The sequence below is a fragment of the Alcanivorax sp. HI0007 genome (assembly GCF_001635525.1).
In the GTDB taxonomy this organism is placed as follows: domain Bacteria; phylum Pseudomonadota; class Gammaproteobacteria; order Pseudomonadales; family Alcanivoracaceae; genus Alcanivorax.
The window spans coordinates 1-15,408 of sequence record NZ_LWEJ01000251.1 but is presented as its reverse complement, the minus strand read 5'-3'; the positions used below and the strand labels follow the sequence as shown (position 1 = coordinate 15,408).

The window sequence follows — 15,408 nt, the reverse complement described above, 5'->3', positions numbered from 1 at the left end:
TTGTACTGTACGTCTCGGAGATTGCTTCTTTACGGCCATCATCCGCCGCATGCTGTTGCGGATGATGAGTTGGCAACATTACCTCTACGTGGATCACTGATCCGTATCGCGGGCGGCCATGGGCCGCCCTTTTTCATCCGGTGCCAGCAAGTGATAGATAAACCGGCCGGCGCCAAGCCAGAGCAGGGCGCTCAGCGTGAGAAAGACAATGCTGCCATCCTGATACAGGGCCCACAGCAACGGCGCGAAGATCACGCCACTGACAGGCAGGGCGACACCAACGGCCAGCTGTTTGCGGCGGCGCAGGCTGTCATTGTCTCGGCGGAGGGGGTCGGTCATGGCGGGTCACGTATTCGGATAACAACGGCAATTACCTTACCATAGCCGTTTCCTGTCAGTGATACCCGGAGTCAGCCATCAAAGGTTATCCCGTTCCCGCCGGTCCCGTTGACCGGGAGCTGCTGATCAACAAAAGCCGCTTTATCACCTGGCTTCGGCCGGTGAGCAGCCGCGAACAGGCCATGGCAATCATCGATGAAGCCAGAGCCCTTTATCCGGATGCCAGTCACCATTGCTACGCCTATCTGCTGGGCAGCCCGGCGTCTGCCCAGGCGGCCATGAATGACGACGGCGAACCCTCCGGCACCGCCGGCAAACCCATTTTCAATGTGATCCAGCACAAGGGCATGAGTGATGTGCTGGTGGTGGTGATCCGTTATTTCGGTGGTGTGAAACTGGGCGCCGGCGGCCTGGTTCGTGCCTATGCGGCTGCCGCGGAAACGGTGTTGGCGGAAGTAGAACGGGTGGAGAGCGTTCCGCAGTGTACCTGCCAGCTGACGTTGGACTTTCCCCTGGAGCAACGTCTTCGTCACTGGGCGGAGCAGAATGGAGCAGCGGTCCTGGACGTGCAATACAGCCAGCGGGTGGCGATGACGTTGCGCTGCCCGACGCAGAGTCTGGCCGATCTGGAAAGCCTGTGTGCAGCGGAACACATTACCCTGGCAACACAGTGACCGCTTTGGCGTGCAGGGTGTCGTGATTGGCCCTGTCTCTTTTTCTGATATGGCGGCAGGGTAGGGATTGGACTTCTGGTCTGCCGGGGACATTTCGGGTAAAGCCTGCCGTTGGTAAATTGCTGGCAAGGCGAAGCCCTAATGAAGACTCGGCCTCACTGAAAAAAACACACGGAGTCACCATGTCAGAGAAACCGGTTATTGATCCCAACCCGCAACGCCTGCCCGAGATTCTGGCGTCCCTGCCGGACGATACCCCCATCGTCATGCTGAATCTGCTGCGTTTTAACGACACCGCGTTCTACAAGGATGGCGAAGCAGACTACAGCGGGCGCGAGGCCTACCAGAAATATTCCGACGTGGCCTTTGGCAAGGTGCGCGGTGTCGGCGGTGAGATGGTCTGGAAGGGCAAGGCCCTGGCAGGCGTGATTGCCCCGGAAGGAGAGAAGTGGGACGACGTGCTGCTGGTCCGCTACCCCTCCAAACAGGCCTTTGCCTCCATGCTGGCCGACCCGGAATACCGGGAAGCCACCCGACACCGCACCGCCGCCCTGCAGGAGGCGCGGTTGGTGGCCATGCAGGAAGGGTGAGAAGCAATTAATAATGAATAATTAATAGTTAATAACGAAGTGGAGTGGCCCCGATGGACAGGGATGTCTGCCCCGGCTAGTAGTAGCCTCTGGTTTTCGTTATTCATTATTCACTATTAACTATTCATTGGTCTTCCCATGTCCAACCAACCTGTAGGCATTCCCATCCCCGGCGGCCATACCATGCGTGCCCGTTGGCTGCGCCCCGAAACCGCTAATCCCCATAAGGCGGCGGTGATCGCCATCCATGACATCTTCGGCTATACCGAGGATATCGAGCGCATTGCCCAGCGGCTGGCGGATAACGGTTATCCGGTGTTGGTGCCGGACCTCTACGATCTGCCCGGCAGCAAGGCCCTGTGTGTGGTGAAAACCCTGAAGGCCCATGAGACCGGCAAGGGCCAGACCTTCGAGCAGCTGGAAGCCTGCCGGGAATGGTTGCTCAATCAGGGCGAGGAGGCGGTGACCCAGGTGGGTGTCATGGGCTTCTGCATGGGCGGGCGTTTTGCGGTGCTCTACGCCAGCCAGGCACCGGTGCAGGTCGTGGCACCGTTCTATGGCGGTATCCCGAAAAACGTGAAAGATGTGACCGGCATTTGCCCGGCAGTCGGTGGCTGGGGTCGCACAGACATGATCTATGGTGACCATGGTGATCGTCTGGCAAAACACATGGAGGCGCTGGGCGTGCCCCACGATATCAAGACCTATGAAGACGTGGGCCATTCCTTCATGAATGACCACCAGACCTTCACCTTCAAGAAACTGGGGCCACTGCCGCCGCTGCGCTCAAAATTTGATGCAGGTGCATCGGAAGACAGCTGGCAGCGGGTGTTGGCGTTTTTTGAGAAGGTGTTTGCCGGGAAGCTATAAAGCGCCTCGCTGCGTTGTTGGAGCTATGCTCGCATGGCGAAGGGTGGATGACCGGTATCACCATCTGACTAAGCCCCTTGGCCATGCAAGCATAGCTCCAACGGTTAGGTGGTATGTGATGATTTCGTTGGAGCCTTGCTGGCAAGGCGAACCGCCAATTCTTATTCAGGGCAATCCGAGCTGGCCCATTTTCCTTCGCTTGTCGACACCATCTGGTTGCCCGGCATGGTCATGTCGATGACGCTGGTGTAATGGGTGTCGCTGTGCAACGTCACTGAACCTTTCATGGTGCTCTGCATGCCATTCTGGTTGCAGGAAGCCTCCCAGCTCAGGCTGTCTCCGCTGCGATCCACCTGGCCCAGGTCGCAGCCTTCTGCATTCCAGTCCTTGCGCAGGGCGGTCACCACGTCCTCGGCCTGATCGGCACTGAGGCAGTCCTGCTGGGTATGGGCGCGCATCTGTGGGGGCAGATTGTCGCCTTCCATGGTGGTATTGATCTGCCACAGGCCGGGCTTCAGGTCGCCAGCCATAACCGGTGCGCACAGGGCCAGCGTCGCTGCCAGCAAGAGGGGATGTTTCATATCGCGTCCCTTCGTCGGTTGAACCGTGAAATCCCAGAGTAGCAACGGCCGGCGGGGGTCTCAATCGCCGTTTACGAAGGCCGCTGACTTGCCGGGAACTCGCACAAATCGGCGATCAGGCATTCGCCGCACTTGGGCTTGCGTGCCGTGCACACATAGCGGCCATGCAGAATCAGCCAGTGGTGGGCATCACGCAGGAATTCCTCCGGCACCAGTCGCACTAACCGCTTTTCCACTTCCAGCACATTCTTGCCCGGGGCAATGCGGGTGCGGTTGGACACCCGGAAGATGTGGGTATCCACCGCCATGGTGGGCAGCCCGAAGGCGGTATTGAGTACCACATTGGCAGTTTTGCGGCCCACGCCGGGTAGCGCTTCCAGCGCTTCGCGGGTGCGGGGCACCTGGCTGTCGTGCTGCTCGATGAGAATTTTACACAGTTGAATGATGTTTTCGGCCTTGGAATTAAACAGGCCGATGGTCTTGATGTACTCTTTAAGCCCGTCGACGCCCAGGGCGAAGATCGCTTCCGGTGTATTGGCGACCGGATACAACCGGGCGGTGGCCTTGTTCACCCCCACGTCCGTGGCCTGGGCAGACAGCACCACGGCCACCAGCAATTCGAAATCGTTGCTGTACTCCAGCTCGGTGGTGGGGTGAGGATTCTGGTCCCGCAGACGGGTAAAGATTTCAGTTCGTTTCTCGCGATTCATAACAGCTTCCAGTTGTCGCGGGCAGTATAGCGGATCAATTGGCGGCTCCCCAGCCGCGAACAAGGAGAAAGGGATGCAGTTTTCCGCCATGGAAACCCTGATGGTCGCATTGCTGGTGCTGGGCGCGGGTCAGTGGATTGTGCACAAGGTCGAGTTGCTGTCCCGGCTGAATATGCCCGAGCCGGTGGTGGGCGGCCTGCTGGCCACCATTATTGTGACGGTCATGCAGGTGTCCGGGATCAGCCTGACCTTTGATGAGAGCATCAAAACCCCCGCCATGTTGTTCTTCTTTGGCGCCGTGGGCCTGGCGGCGGACTTTCGCCTGTTACGACGGGGCGGCTGGGCCATGTTGCTGTTTGCGGTGCTGGTGATCGTGCTGGTGGCCCTGCAGGATCTGGTCGGTGTGATGATGGCCAAGCTCATGGGCCTGGAGGCCTGGTACGGCCTCATCGGTGGCTCGGTGACCATGACCGGTGGTCACGGCACCGGCGCGGCCTGGGCGGGCGTTTTCGAGCGGGATTTCGGCCTCACTGGCGTCAGTGAGCTGGCGGCAGCGTCTGCTACCTTTGGCCTGATATTCGGGGCCCTGCTGGGTGGGCCGCTGGCCATGTTCCTGATTCGCCGCTACCGGCTCGCCGCCCCCGCCCACGGAGCGGCGGTGGAAGATGCCGGGCATGACGAGGCGGAAACGCCCCGGCCCATTTCTTCCGCCAGTGTGATCCGCATCATGATGTTGCTGGCGGTGGGGGTGGTGGTTGGCACCGTGGCGGCGGAAGAATTTGCGTCCGTGTTTCGCTTGCCCACCTTCGTGTGGGTGCTTTTTGTCTGCATTGTTCTCGGCAATACGGCGCGGCGTCTGTGGCAGGTGAACGATGCCACCATCGATGTGGTAGGCAATACCGCGCTGGGGATTTTCCTGGCGATCACGCTGATGAGTCTGCAATTACTGCAGCTGGTGGATCTGGCCCTGCCCATGCTTGCCATGCTGCTGGTGCAGGTAGGGCTGGCGCTGGCGTTTATTACTCTGGTGACCTTCCGCTTGATGGGACGCAATTATGATTCGGCGGTTCTCTGCGCTGGCCATTGCGGCTTTGCCATGGGAGCCACGCCCACGGCGGTGGCCAATATCCAGGCGGTGACCCAGCACCATGGTCCGTCGCCACTGGCATTTATCATCGTGCCGGTGGTGGGGGGCTTTATCGTGGATATCGCCAACGCGACCATCATCCAGACGTTTGTGTCGGTGCTGTCGGGTTGACCGGAAAGGTGCCATAAAAACGCTTCATCACGGATTAGCGGGAACGGAAGCGAGTGGATCCTGGCCAAGGGGCTTGCGGGTGTGCCCGGCATTATCTTGTGGGTGACAGAACCGTAAATCTGAATTCCTCACCGCCGTCACAGATTGCGTAGGGTGCACTGAGCCTAAGGCGAACTGCACCATCAAGCGCCGGATCGGTGCAGTTCGCCTTAGGCTCAGTGCACCCTACGTCCCGGAAGCCGTGGGTGTTTGCGCCCATAAAAAAGCCCGCAGAGGCGGGCTTTCTTATGCAGATAAGAGAAGGTTACTGGGTAACCACTTTCCCATCTTCAATGCGCAGGCGTTCGCCGGGCTTCTTGTCCATGCGAATGGTGTCTTCCTGATCATTGAAGACATAGGTCACGTCATAACCTTCAGTACGACTCTTGTCTTCCATCACGGTGTTACAACGCTGTTCCGTGGTGGTGTAGGTGTTTTTTTCCTGCATTCCTTTCTGGATCTGGTTGCCGGCCACACCACCGGCAATGGCACCACCGGCGGTGGCGGCATCTTTACCACTGCCGCCGCCGAACTGGTGGCCGATCACGCCACCGACCACCGCGCCGACCACGCTACCGGTAATCCGGTGTTCATCCTTGACCGGCTTCTGCCGTTGAACGGACACTTGCTGACAGACTTCACGGGGCTCCTGCCAGGTCTTCACAATCGGATCCACATTCACCACTTCCGCATAGCCTGAGGTGGCCGGGGTCATGGTCTGGTAGGCACCGTAGCCGACACCGGCGATGGCCACGGCCCCGGCGATACTGAGGGCGGCAACTGCTGCACTTTTCATGGCTCACTCCTTGTTTGTTGATCGTGACTAGTATGATCCCGTTGCCCCTACAAGGTTCGCCAACGGGCGCACAACAAGTGCAAAAGAATGTGAATTGTTCCGTTCAATAAAGTGCAAATAATGGCATTTACAACAAATAGATAGGCACAATAATGTCTTCTTCGTCGTCCATATGACGATGCAGTAACGCCTCCAGCTCTGACGCTTTTTGATGAGCGTTTTCCAGTTTTTGCAGGTCGTTGGCCAGCGCCGGGAAGTGGTCAAGTTGTTGGTCGATATCAGCCAGTAACGCATCCAGCGCAAGATGATCCTGTTCCAGTATGTCGAAGCCTGCCGCCAGTCTTGGGTGATGTTGGCGTAGCATCGGGAAGACACTGCTGTCCTCGAAGCCATGGTGACTGTGCAGATTCTTCAGCAGGCTGCGACCATGGTGGCCAATAGTCGTGAATAGCTGGCGACTGCTGTCCGTCTTTCTCTCAGCATCGGCTATTTCCAGCATATGGGTGAGGGCGCCATGATACTGCCTGGCCTGTCGCTTCAGGTTGCGGTGATTACGTTGCAAGGCCCGTGCATCGCTGATCAGGTAGTGGGGGTGATCCCGCCACTGGTCTCGCTCGGGGCCGTACAGTTGGCGTCGAATGTCCTCGGGCATTGGTTGACGTCGTGGAGTCACGGTTTTGTGGTTCATGGCATTTCTCCTTGTTCGCTACTATGCCGTTTTGTCTGGGTGGATTGAATCGCGTTTAATAGCGCGAATTTATCGGAGAATCTGATCCATTCATGGGGGGATGGTGTGTCACAACTGGATAAACAATTGGAAGCCGAGTACTTCCACCTGACCGGGCTGATTGATTCCTTTGACCAGAAGTCGCTCACCATCAAGGCCTGGAGCGTTACCCTGGCGGGAGTGCTTGCTGGTTCCGGCGCGTTTTTCGATCGCTCGGCACTGCTCTGGGTGGGTGTGGTCGGTAGCTTGATGTTTTGGCTGGTGGAGGGGCACTGGAAGGCATTTCAGGCTGCACATTATGCGCGTATCGAAAAAATCGAAGCGCATTTTCGTGGTGAAGTGGACGATATCGCCCCGTTCCAGACTGCTGCCAGTTGGGAGCGTAGCCGCCGTGCCGGTGGGATGAAGGAGCTACTGCGCATTCTGCGCTGGCGTCATGTGTTTCTGCCGCACGGGTTGGTGGCGTTGGCTTTACTGGTGGCAGGGTTGGTGCTTTAGGAGAGACGCTCGCGTCGCCATAAAACCGTTTCGATACTCGCTTCTCGCAACTCGCGACGGCTGTTATCGCGCCGCCAGCGACGCTCCTACGGCAGGGAAGTGATGCATTTAACTGACTTTGCCGGTGGTGCGTACCCGGCGGCTGACCTTGGGCTCGTCGCTGGCCCTGGCTTTCTGGATTGCTTTCAAGCGTTTGTCGATCACGTTCTTGCCGGCAATGATCAGACCCAGGCCCACGAACGCCCCCGGCGGCAGAATGGCGAACAGGAAACCGCCGTAGTTATTTACCACCTGTAGCTGCCAGTCCGCGGCCATGGGGCCGAACAGCAGCTGCATGTTGGTGAACAGCGTGCCCTGGCCGATCAGCTCTCGCATGCCGCCAAGGATCAGCAGAATTACCAGAAAACCCAGCCCCATCATGAAACCGTCCAGGGCCGCCGGCAGTACCGGGTTCTTGCTGGCAAAGGCATCGGCCCGACCCAGCACGGTGCAGTTGGTGACGATCAGCGGAATGAAGATGCCGAGGATTTCGTAAAGCTCGAAAGTGAAGGCCTGCATCAGCATTTCGATCACCGTCACCATGGCGGCGATGATCATTACAAAAGCGGGCAGACGGACCGCATCGGTCACGTACTGACGAATCAGCGAGACACAGATGTTGGAGCCCATCAGCACCACCAGGGTGGCAAGGCCCAGGCCCAGGGCGTTGACCACGGTGCCGGTCACCGCCAGCAGGGGGCAGAGGCCGAGAATCTGCACGGTGGCCGGGTTGTTATTCCACAACCCGTCCAAGGCCAGCTCCCGGTAGGATTTACTCATTCAGTCACCTCCAAAATGGTCCAATGTGAGGCGTTTTCTCGAAGGAAGAGTGGGCCTCTTTCGAGGGGAAACAACGAAGCAGTGGGCCATTTTGGAGATGACCCGAAGGGCGACAAGCAGAGCTCGCATAGCTGTGTTATTTCGTCTTGGAATAGGCCCGCTATGCCTGCAACGAAATGCCTTGCTCTGCGAGCTCTGCTTGCCGCTGAATGCGTAAATCCTACCGGGAGCTGGCCCATGATCTTTTTGTAATTCACATCACTCATCACAGGTCTCCGCCGGGGCTGCCTCGGAAGGTGCCTCAAAGACAGCAGTCTGGTTGGCGTCGAAATATTGCAGGGCGCGGTGCACGGCTCCCACCACGGCGCGGGGAGTGATGGTGGCGCCAGTAAAGCTGTCGAACTGGCCGCCGTCCTTTTTCACCGCCCAGCCGGCATCGGCAGGATTGCCCAGTGACAGGCCATTGAAACCATAAATCCAGCCGGATTTTTTGGTTTCGATCTTGTCGCCCAGCCCGGGTGTTTCATTGTGCGGGGGCACCACGCGCACCCCTTGAACCTTGCCTTGCATATCCACGCCAACGATCAGGGCAATGTTGCCACCGTAACCGTCCGGGGCGGTGGCTTCCAGTACGGCGCCGTTGGGCTCGCCATCCTGGCGTGCCCGGTAAATATGATGGCCGTTGCGGCCCAGCAGCGGGTCGCTGACGGTAATGCGATCGGCCAGCAGATCGTTGTCATGCCGGTCGTGGGGCATCACTTCATTGAGCGAGGCCATCAGTGCAGCCTGCTTGTTGCACTCCACCTTGCCGATGGTCAGTTCATTGGTGATGGCCAGGGCCGCGGCGGTGCTGATGGCAAAAAGGCTGAGGATCACGGCGTTTTTGGTAATGGCATAACGCATCATGACTGGGTGCCCCTGTTTGGCTTGTCGTGGCCATAGGTCCGTGGCTGGGTGTAGTAATCGATAAAGGGCGCGCAAAGGTTAAGCAGTAGCACCGAGAATGCCACCGCATCCGGGTAACCGCCGAAGCTGCGGATTACCCAGATCAGCACCCCGATCAGCGCCGCATAGATCAGCCGACCGCTGCGGCTGGTGGCGGCGCTCACCGGGTCCGTGGCGATAAAGAACGCGCCGAGCATGGCACCGCCGGAGAGTATCTGGAACATCGGATCGGCAAACCGCACCGGGTCAATCAGCCAGGCCACCAGCGCAGGCAGGGCCAGGCCGGCCAGAAAACCCACCGGGATATGCCAGGTAATGATCTTGCGGCTTATCAGATACAGACCGCCCAGCAAGAAGGCCAGGTTCACCCATTCCCAGCCAAGCCCGGCAAACTGGCCATGGAGGATGCCGTGGCTGGCCAGTTCGCTTTCATTGCCGGCCCAGGTGCGGAAGGTATCCAGGGGCGTGGCGCCGCTCAGGCCGTCCACCGGCAGTTGCCCGGTAAACAGCTGCCAGCTTTGTGCGAAGCTGGGCGCTTCGCCGGGGGCGATCCACTGGGTCATGGCCACCGGGAAGGAAATCAGCAGCAGCACATAGCCGACCATGGCCGGGTTGAACGGGTTCATGCCCAGGCCGCCATAGAGCTGCTTGGCGACGATAATGGCAAAGCTTACTCCGATCAGGGTCAGCCACCAGGGTGAAGTGGGGGGCAGGGCCAGGGCCAGCAGCACGGCGGTGAGCACCGCACTGTAGTCCTTCAGGTAGAAGGCCACCGGGCGACCGCGGGCTTTCAGGATCAGCGCCTCACTGACCAGCGCCACCACCACGGCCCAGAGCACATTGATCACCGTGCCCCAGCCGAACTGCCAGGTCAGCACTGCCAGGCCGGGCAGGGTGGCGTAAATCACCTGACGCATGAAGGCGCCGGTGTTGTTGCTCACCGTGGTATGGGGCGAGGTTGAAGAGATCAGTGCCATCAGTCTTGCAGTCCTTGTTCTTCCACCGCCTGCTTGAGCGCCTTGCGGGCGATCTGGGCTTCCGCCTCCAGGGCCTGTAATTCGGAACTGAGCGCTTCCAGGGTATCTTCCGAGGCGCTGTCCCGCTGTTGCTCAAGCTCGCGCTGCTTGTCGGCCAGGGCACTTTCTGCCCGGGCGGCTTCCAGCTTCAGGGTTTTCAGATCCTTGCCGGTGTGTGCGCGGATATCCGCCTTGGCTTCTTCCACCAACGCATCCAGGGCATCGCGGGCCACGTCGGCTTTGCCTTTCAGCTTGTCCACCTTCTGTTGCATGGCATTGAGTTCTTCGGCGGGTATATCGCCGTTGCGCTCACCGCGCTCCAGAGCGGCATGGGCTTCCTTGTACTGTTTGTGGGCCATGTTGTAGGCGGTTTTCAGGGCCTTGAGACGCTTCTGGCGCTTGGCCGCCACCTCCGGGTCTACCGCAGTGAGCGCCTGCGGGGCCTCGGTCTCCGGTGCCTTGGGCGTATCCGTGGGGGCGGGCGGTGTCTTGGGGGCAGCCGGGGCCGGTGCGGACGCTTTGGCCTCGCGCAGTTCGGCTTTCCAGTGGTCGGCCTCCGCTTTCAGGCGATCCGCTTCGGCGCGCAACTCGGCAGCGTTGTCCGCCCCGTTCTCGTCGGCCTCTTTGGCGGCTTTGACGGCGGCCTTGTAGGCAGACGAGACTTCGCCCACCTTCTTCTTCAGGTCGGCCAGCGGGTCGGCTGGCGCAGCGGCAGGTGCCGGGGCGGGCGTGGCCGGTGCATTGGCCTTGGCGTCGCGCAGGTCGGCCTTGAGCTGATCCGCCTTGGCTTTCAGTTCGTCCGCCTGGCTGCGCAACTCGGCGGCATTGTCAGCGCCGTTTTCTTCCGCTTCCTTGGCCGCTTTCACGGCCGCCTTGTAGGCAGATGAGGCCTCGCCNACCTGTTTTTTCAGGTCTGCCACCGGGTCGGCCTGGGGCGCAGTTGCCGGGGTGGCGGGGGCGTTGGCCTTGGCGTCACGCAGTTCCGCCTTGAGTTTGTCGGCGGTGGCCTTGAGCTCATCGGCTTTGGCGCGTAGCTCGGCAGCGTTGTCGTCGCCATTGGCTTCCGCATCCTTGGCGGCCTTCACCGCGGTCTTGTAAGCGGACGAGGCGTCACTGACCTGTTTTTTCAGCTTGCCGACGATATCTTCCGCCGGTGCGGCGGCGGGGCCCGCTTCCTTGGCGTCACGAACGGCTGCCTTGGCCTTGTCGGCGATGGCTTTCAGGCGATCCACGTCGGCTTTCAATGCGTCCAGGTTGTCCGCGTTGTCTGCCTCGGCGGCTTTGGCCGCTTTGACGGCGGCCTTATAGGCCTTGGACGCTTCCAGAGAGGCCTGCTTGAGCGCTGCCGTATCCACACTGGGGGCACTGGCCGTTTCGGTTTTCTTCTTGCGGTTGGCTTCCAGTCGCGCCTGGCGACGGGCTTCTTTTTCCGCCTTTTCCGCGTCGATGCGCGCCTGGCGCGCTTCAAAACGCTGGCGGGCCTTGTCGGCTTTGACCTGATCGGCTGCCTGCTGTCGCACTTCCGCCTTGGCGTAACGGTAGTACTGCACCAGCGGGATATGGCTGGGGCACACATAGGCACAGGCGCCGCACTCGATGCAGTCCATCAGGTTGTGGTGCTGGGCCTTTTCCAGATCGTCGTTCTTGGCATGCCAGTAGAGCTGCTGGGGCAGCAGGTTGGCCGGGCACACGTCGGCACAGGAACCGCAGCGGATGCAGGGCTGTTCCGGCGGCGGTTCGGGAAGCTCTTCCAGGGTGGCGGCGATGATGCAGTTGGTGGTTTTCACCACCGGCACCGCCGGGTTGTGCAGGGTGAAGCCCATCATCGGGCCGCCCATGACCAGACGACCGATATTATCCGGGTCCACCCCGCCATGGACCAACAGGTCCCGTACCGGGGTGCCCAGCAGGACCTCAAAGTTGCCCGGCTGGCGCACGCCTTCGCCGGTGAGGGTGGTCACCCGGGACAGCAACGGCTCGCCGTCGATCACCGCCCGCTTGATGGCGTAGGCGGTGCCCACGTTCTGACACACTACGCCCACCTGGGCCGGTAGCTGGCCGCTTTTCACTTCCTTGCCGGTGAGCAGCTGGATCAGCTGTTTTTCGCCACCGGAGGGGTATTTGGTGGGCACCACCCGCACCTCGATGTCGCAGCCCTTGCAGGCCCGCTTGATGGCGGAGATGGCGTCCGGCTTGTTGTCTTCGATGCCGATCAGGGTACGGCGCGGATTGAGCAGGTACTGGAGGATATGGATACCGGCAATAATCTCCGCGGCCCGCTCGCGCATCAGGCGGTCGTCGGCGGTGATGTAGGGCTCGCACTCCACCGCATTGATCACCAGTTCTTCTACCCGCTGGTGGTCCCCCAGGTTCACCTTGATGCTGGTGGGGAAGCCGGCGCCGCCCATGCCGGCGATGCCTGCATGGCGGATGGTGTCCACCAGTTCGCCGGGGCTGCGCTCGGTGTAGTCGGCCACACCGGCGTGTTCGATCCATTCATCCTTGCCGTCGGTGTCGATGACGATACAGATGGCATCCATCCCGGACGGGTGCTGAATGGCGCGCGGGCCGATGGCGCTGACGGTGCCGGAGGTGGGGGCATGAATGGCCGCGCTCACCGCACCGCTGGGTTCGGCAATCATCTGGCCTTTCAGCACCCGCTCGCCCGGTTCCACCAGCGGTTTGGCCGGGGCGCCGATGTGCATGTTCAGGGGCAGAATCAGTTGCGACGGCAGGGGGCCGGCGGCAATGTCGGTGCCATTGGAAAGGTCTTTCCTTTCCGGCGGATGAATACCGCCGTGGAAGTCGTAGATTTTGCGGCTGCGTGAACGGAACAGGGTACGAATCACAGGTTCACCACCTCAATACGGCTGTCCGGGCGCTGGCCGATACCCGCGGGCCGGTTCCAGCCCCAGGTCTGCAGGGTGGGCTGCACTTCCACCATGTCGATGCAGTCCACCGGGCAGGGCTCGACGCACAGGTCGCAGCCGGTGCACTCGTCCACGATTACCGTGTGCATCAGCTTGGCGGCGCCGACGATGGCATCCACCGGGCAGGCCTGGATGCATTTGGTGCAGCCGATGCACTCGTCCTCACGGATATAGGCCACCTTGGGGATGTCCGCATCCTCGGCGCCTTCGTCATCCAGGGTCAGCTCGTCACGGCCGAGCAGGTCAGTGAGGGCGTCCACGGTATCCTGGCCGCCTGGCGGGCAGCGGTTATGCTCCTCGCCTTCGGCAATGGCTTCGGCGTAGGGGCGACAGCCCGGGTGCCCGCACTGGCCACACTGGGTCTGGGGCAACAGGGAATCGATCTGGTCGACAATGGGGTCGCCCTCGACCTTGAATTTTTCCGAGGCAAAGCCCAGCACCGCACCGAACACGGCGGCCAGGGCAAGCAGGGCGGCCACGGCAATCAGTACAGCGGTCATAACTTGATCAGCCCGGAAAAGCCCATGAAGGCCAGCGACATCAGGCCGGCGGTGATCAGGCCGATGCTGGGGCCCCGGAAGGCCTCTGGCACATCGGCCACGGCAATACGCTCACGCATGGCGGCAAACAATACCAGCACCAAGGAAAAGCCCAGCGCCGCGCCCAGCCCGTAGGTGAGCGATGACATAAAGGTGGCATCTTCCTGGCGTACATTCAGCAGCGCCACACCGAGCACCGCACAGTTGGACGTGATCAGCGGCAGGAACACGCCCAGGACCCGGTAGAGCAGGGGGCTGGCCTTCTTCACGAACATTTCGGTGAACTGCACCGCCACGGCGATCACCAGAATAAAGCTGATGGTGCGCAGGTACTCCAGTTCGAAGGGCACCAGGATATAGGCCCAGGTCAGGTAGGCGAGCACGGACGACAACGTCAGTACGAAGGTGGTCGCCAGGGACATGCCCATGGCGGTCTCGATCTTGTTGGAGACCCCCATAAAGGGACACAGCCCCAGGAACTGCACCAGGACAAAATTGTTTACCAGCACAGCGCTGATCAGAATCAGGACGTACTCTGTCATGTGATCGTGGCTCGCTTGCCGAGAAAGAAAGACGTTAAACGCTGTGTTTACAGGGCGTTAAGGGCGCATAGTATGAGGCAGCGCCCCGGTTGGCTCAAGAATGATAATGCATAAGCTTACTTGACTGCAGGAGACAGTCATTGACTGCGAATTAAGCAGTTGAGGCCGGTTTTGCCATCCTTTTGGCCCTGGACGGTTGCGGCGCTGGCGGCAATCCAGTATCCAAGACAGACAATAACGCGACGAGACCGGCCAGGCGCCGGTTGCTGCAGAGGTGACCCCCCGTGACAGATTTGCCCCGTGACTTTGACCGAGACGGCCTGCTTGAGTATTCCGTGGTTTTCACCGACCGCTCCCTGAACCATATGTCCCAGCGTTTCCAGCAGGTCATGCGGGATATTTCCAGCAACCTGAAGCAGGTCTACAACGCCCACTCGGTGACCGTTGTGCCCGGCGGCGGCAGTTTCGGTATGGAAGCGGTGGCCCGCCAGTTTGCCAGCGGCCAGCACTGCCTGGTGATCCGTAACGGCTTCTTCAGCTATCGCTGGAGCCAGATTTTTGAGATGGGCAACATCCCGTCCAAAGAAACCGTATTGAAAGCGTCCCCCACCAGCGACCAGCCCCAGGCGCCGTTCGCTCCGGCCCCCATCGAGCAGGTGGTGGAAACCATCAAGGCCGAGAAGCCGGCCGTGGTGTTCGCCCCCCATGTGGAAACCGCCTCCGGCATCATCCTGCCGGACGACTACCTGAAACAGGTGGCCGACGCCGTACACAGCGTGGGCGGTCTGTTCGTGCTGGATTGCATCGCCTCCGGCACCATCTGGGTGGACATGAAAGCCATCGGCGTGGATGTGCTGATCAGCGCCCCCCAGAAAGGCTGGAGCTCCTCCCCCTGTAGTGCCCTGGTGATGCTCAGCGAAGCCGCCGACCAGCGCCTGCACGAGACCACCAGCACCAGCTTCGCCTGCGATCTGCGCAAATGGCGCGACATCATGATCGCCTATGAAAACGGCGGCCATGCCTACCACGCCACCATGCCCACCGACGCCCTGCGCGGCTTCCGTGACACCATGCTGGAAACCATGAAAGAAGGCCTCACCGCCGTGAAGGAACGCCAGTGGAAACTGGGCACCGCCGTGCGCGAGCTGATGGCCAAGCACGGCTTCGCCAGCGTCGCCGCCCCGGGCTTCGAAGCCCCCGGCGTGGTGGTGTCTTACACCGACAATGACACCATCAAGAGCGGCGCCGCCTTTGTGCAGCTGGGCCTGCAGACCGCCGGCGGCGTACCGCTCATGTGTGACGAACCCGCGGACTTCAAGACTTTCCGCGTGGGCCTGTTCGGCCTGGACAAACTGGGGGATGTGGATGCGGCGGTGGCGCGGCTGGAGGCGGCGTTGAAGCAGTTAACAGCGGGCTAGTTAGTTGACAGTGGACAGTTGACAGCGAAAAGCGGGTGAAGCGATGGCTAGCCTGACTCTGAGGCTACTCACTGGTCTGCTACTGGGGATGTGTGTAAGCCCCTCTCCCCTCTGGGG

General features: G+C 60.6%; 17 protein-coding genes. 6 read left to right on the top strand and 11 right to left on the bottom strand.

The window, feature by feature from the left end:
* Window positions 1-93: 93 nt before the first annotated feature.
* On the bottom strand, window positions 94-339 hold the full coding sequence (locus tag A3714_RS13705; RefSeq protein ID WP_063508071.1) for a hypothetical protein: 246 nt from the start codon (window positions 337-339) through the stop codon (window positions 94-96).
* Window positions 340-416: 77 nt separating this feature from the next.
* Between A3714_RS13705 and A3714_RS13700 the strand changes: the two genes are divergently transcribed.
* The 3 genes from A3714_RS13700 (at window position 417) to A3714_RS13690 (ending at window position 2,473) form a co-directional block, all read left to right on the top strand.
* Complete coding sequence (locus tag A3714_RS13700; protein WP_062816310.1) at window positions 417-1,013, top strand: YigZ family protein; 597 nt, start codon at window positions 417-419, stop codon at window positions 1,011-1,013.
* A 182-nt stretch (window positions 1,014-1,195) separates the two neighbouring features.
* Complete coding sequence (locus A3714_RS13695) at window positions 1,196-1,603, top strand: DUF1330 domain-containing protein (protein ID WP_063508070.1); 408 nt, start codon at window positions 1,196-1,198, stop codon at window positions 1,601-1,603.
* 138 nt (window positions 1,604-1,741) lie between these two features.
* Window positions 1,742-2,473, top strand: a complete 732-nt coding sequence (locus A3714_RS13690) for a dienelactone hydrolase family protein (protein ID WP_062816308.1) — start codon at window positions 1,742-1,744, stop codon at window positions 2,471-2,473.
* A 161-nt stretch (window positions 2,474-2,634) separates the two neighbouring features.
* On the opposite strand, the gene A3714_RS13685 is transcribed toward A3714_RS13690, so the two are convergent.
* Window positions 2,635-3,054, bottom strand: a complete 420-nt coding sequence (locus tag A3714_RS13685; RefSeq protein ID WP_062816307.1) for a DUF3617 domain-containing protein — start codon at window positions 3,052-3,054, stop codon at window positions 2,635-2,637.
* Between the two features lie 71 nt (window positions 3,055-3,125).
* On the bottom strand, window positions 3,126-3,764 hold the full coding sequence (gene nth / locus A3714_RS13680) for an endonuclease III (protein ID WP_062816306.1): 639 nt from the start codon (window positions 3,762-3,764) through the stop codon (window positions 3,126-3,128).
* Window positions 3,765-3,837: 73 nt separating this feature from the next.
* Between nth and gltS the strand changes: the two genes are divergently transcribed.
* Window positions 3,838-5,022 carry a sodium/glutamate symporter gene (gene gltS / locus A3714_RS13675; protein WP_063508069.1) on the top strand — a complete coding sequence of 395 codons (1,185 nt, stop codon included), beginning with the start codon at window positions 3,838-3,840 and terminating at the stop codon, window positions 5,020-5,022.
* Window positions 5,023-5,326: 304 nt separating this feature from the next.
* Here gltS and A3714_RS13670 read toward each other — a convergent pair whose 3' ends face one another.
* Window positions 5,327-5,857 (bottom strand): glycine zipper 2TM domain-containing protein, encoded by a 531-nt coding sequence (locus tag A3714_RS13670; RefSeq protein WP_063508068.1) that lies wholly within the window; start codon window positions 5,855-5,857, stop codon window positions 5,327-5,329.
* Between the two features lie 127 nt (window positions 5,858-5,984).
* Window positions 5,985-6,545, bottom strand: coding sequence for a hemerythrin domain-containing protein (locus tag A3714_RS13665; protein WP_063527018.1), 561 nt, complete (start codon window positions 6,543-6,545; stop codon window positions 5,985-5,987).
* A 105-nt stretch (window positions 6,546-6,650) separates the two neighbouring features.
* Between A3714_RS13665 and A3714_RS13660 the strand changes: the two genes are divergently transcribed.
* Window positions 6,651-7,082, top strand: coding sequence for a hypothetical protein (locus A3714_RS13660; protein WP_062816302.1), 432 nt, complete (start codon window positions 6,651-6,653; stop codon window positions 7,080-7,082).
* A gap of 108 nt (window positions 7,083-7,190) precedes the next feature.
* Here the strand turns inward: A3714_RS13660 and A3714_RS13655 are convergent, their stop codons facing one another.
* The 6 genes from A3714_RS13655 to rsxA form a co-directional block, all read right to left on the bottom strand.
* Window positions 7,191-7,901 (bottom strand): electron transport complex subunit E, encoded by a 711-nt coding sequence (locus A3714_RS13655; RefSeq protein WP_063508066.1) that lies wholly within the window; start codon window positions 7,899-7,901, stop codon window positions 7,191-7,193.
* A 258-nt stretch (window positions 7,902-8,159) separates the two neighbouring features.
* The gene (gene rsxG / locus A3714_RS13650; protein ID WP_063508065.1) at window positions 8,160-8,807 is read right to left on the bottom strand and encodes an electron transport complex subunit RsxG; all 648 of its coding nucleotides are present in this window, start codon (window positions 8,805-8,807) and stop codon (window positions 8,160-8,162) included.
* Window positions 8,804-9,823: an electron transport complex subunit RsxD gene (gene rsxD, locus A3714_RS13645; protein WP_063508064.1), complete on the bottom strand. Its 1,020-nt coding sequence runs from the start codon at window positions 9,821-9,823 to the stop codon at window positions 8,804-8,806. The genes rsxG and rsxD overlap by 4 nt, the downstream gene beginning before the upstream one ends.
* A complete protein-coding gene (rsxC, locus tag A3714_RS13640; RefSeq protein ID WP_063527195.1) occupies window positions 9,823-12,711 on the bottom strand; it encodes an electron transport complex subunit RsxC in 2,889 nt (962 codons plus the stop codon). Before rsxC ends, rsxD begins: the two co-directional genes overlap by 1 nt.
* A complete protein-coding gene (gene rsxB, locus A3714_RS13635) occupies window positions 12,708-13,292 on the bottom strand; it encodes an electron transport complex subunit RsxB (protein WP_062816297.1) in 585 nt (194 codons plus the stop codon). Before rsxB ends, rsxC begins: the two co-directional genes overlap by 4 nt.
* On the bottom strand, window positions 13,289-13,873 hold the full coding sequence (gene rsxA, locus A3714_RS13630; RefSeq protein ID WP_035250378.1) for an electron transport complex subunit RsxA: 585 nt from the start codon (window positions 13,871-13,873) through the stop codon (window positions 13,289-13,291). Before rsxA ends, rsxB begins: the two co-directional genes overlap by 4 nt.
* A 284-nt stretch (window positions 13,874-14,157) precedes the next feature.
* On the opposite strand from rsxA, the gene A3714_RS13625 reads away from it, so the two are divergent.
* Window positions 14,158-15,291 (top strand): aminotransferase class V-fold PLP-dependent enzyme, encoded by a 1,134-nt coding sequence (locus A3714_RS13625; protein WP_063509190.1) that lies wholly within the window; start codon window positions 14,158-14,160, stop codon window positions 15,289-15,291.
* The last annotated feature ends 117 nt before the right edge of the window (window positions 15,292-15,408 follow it).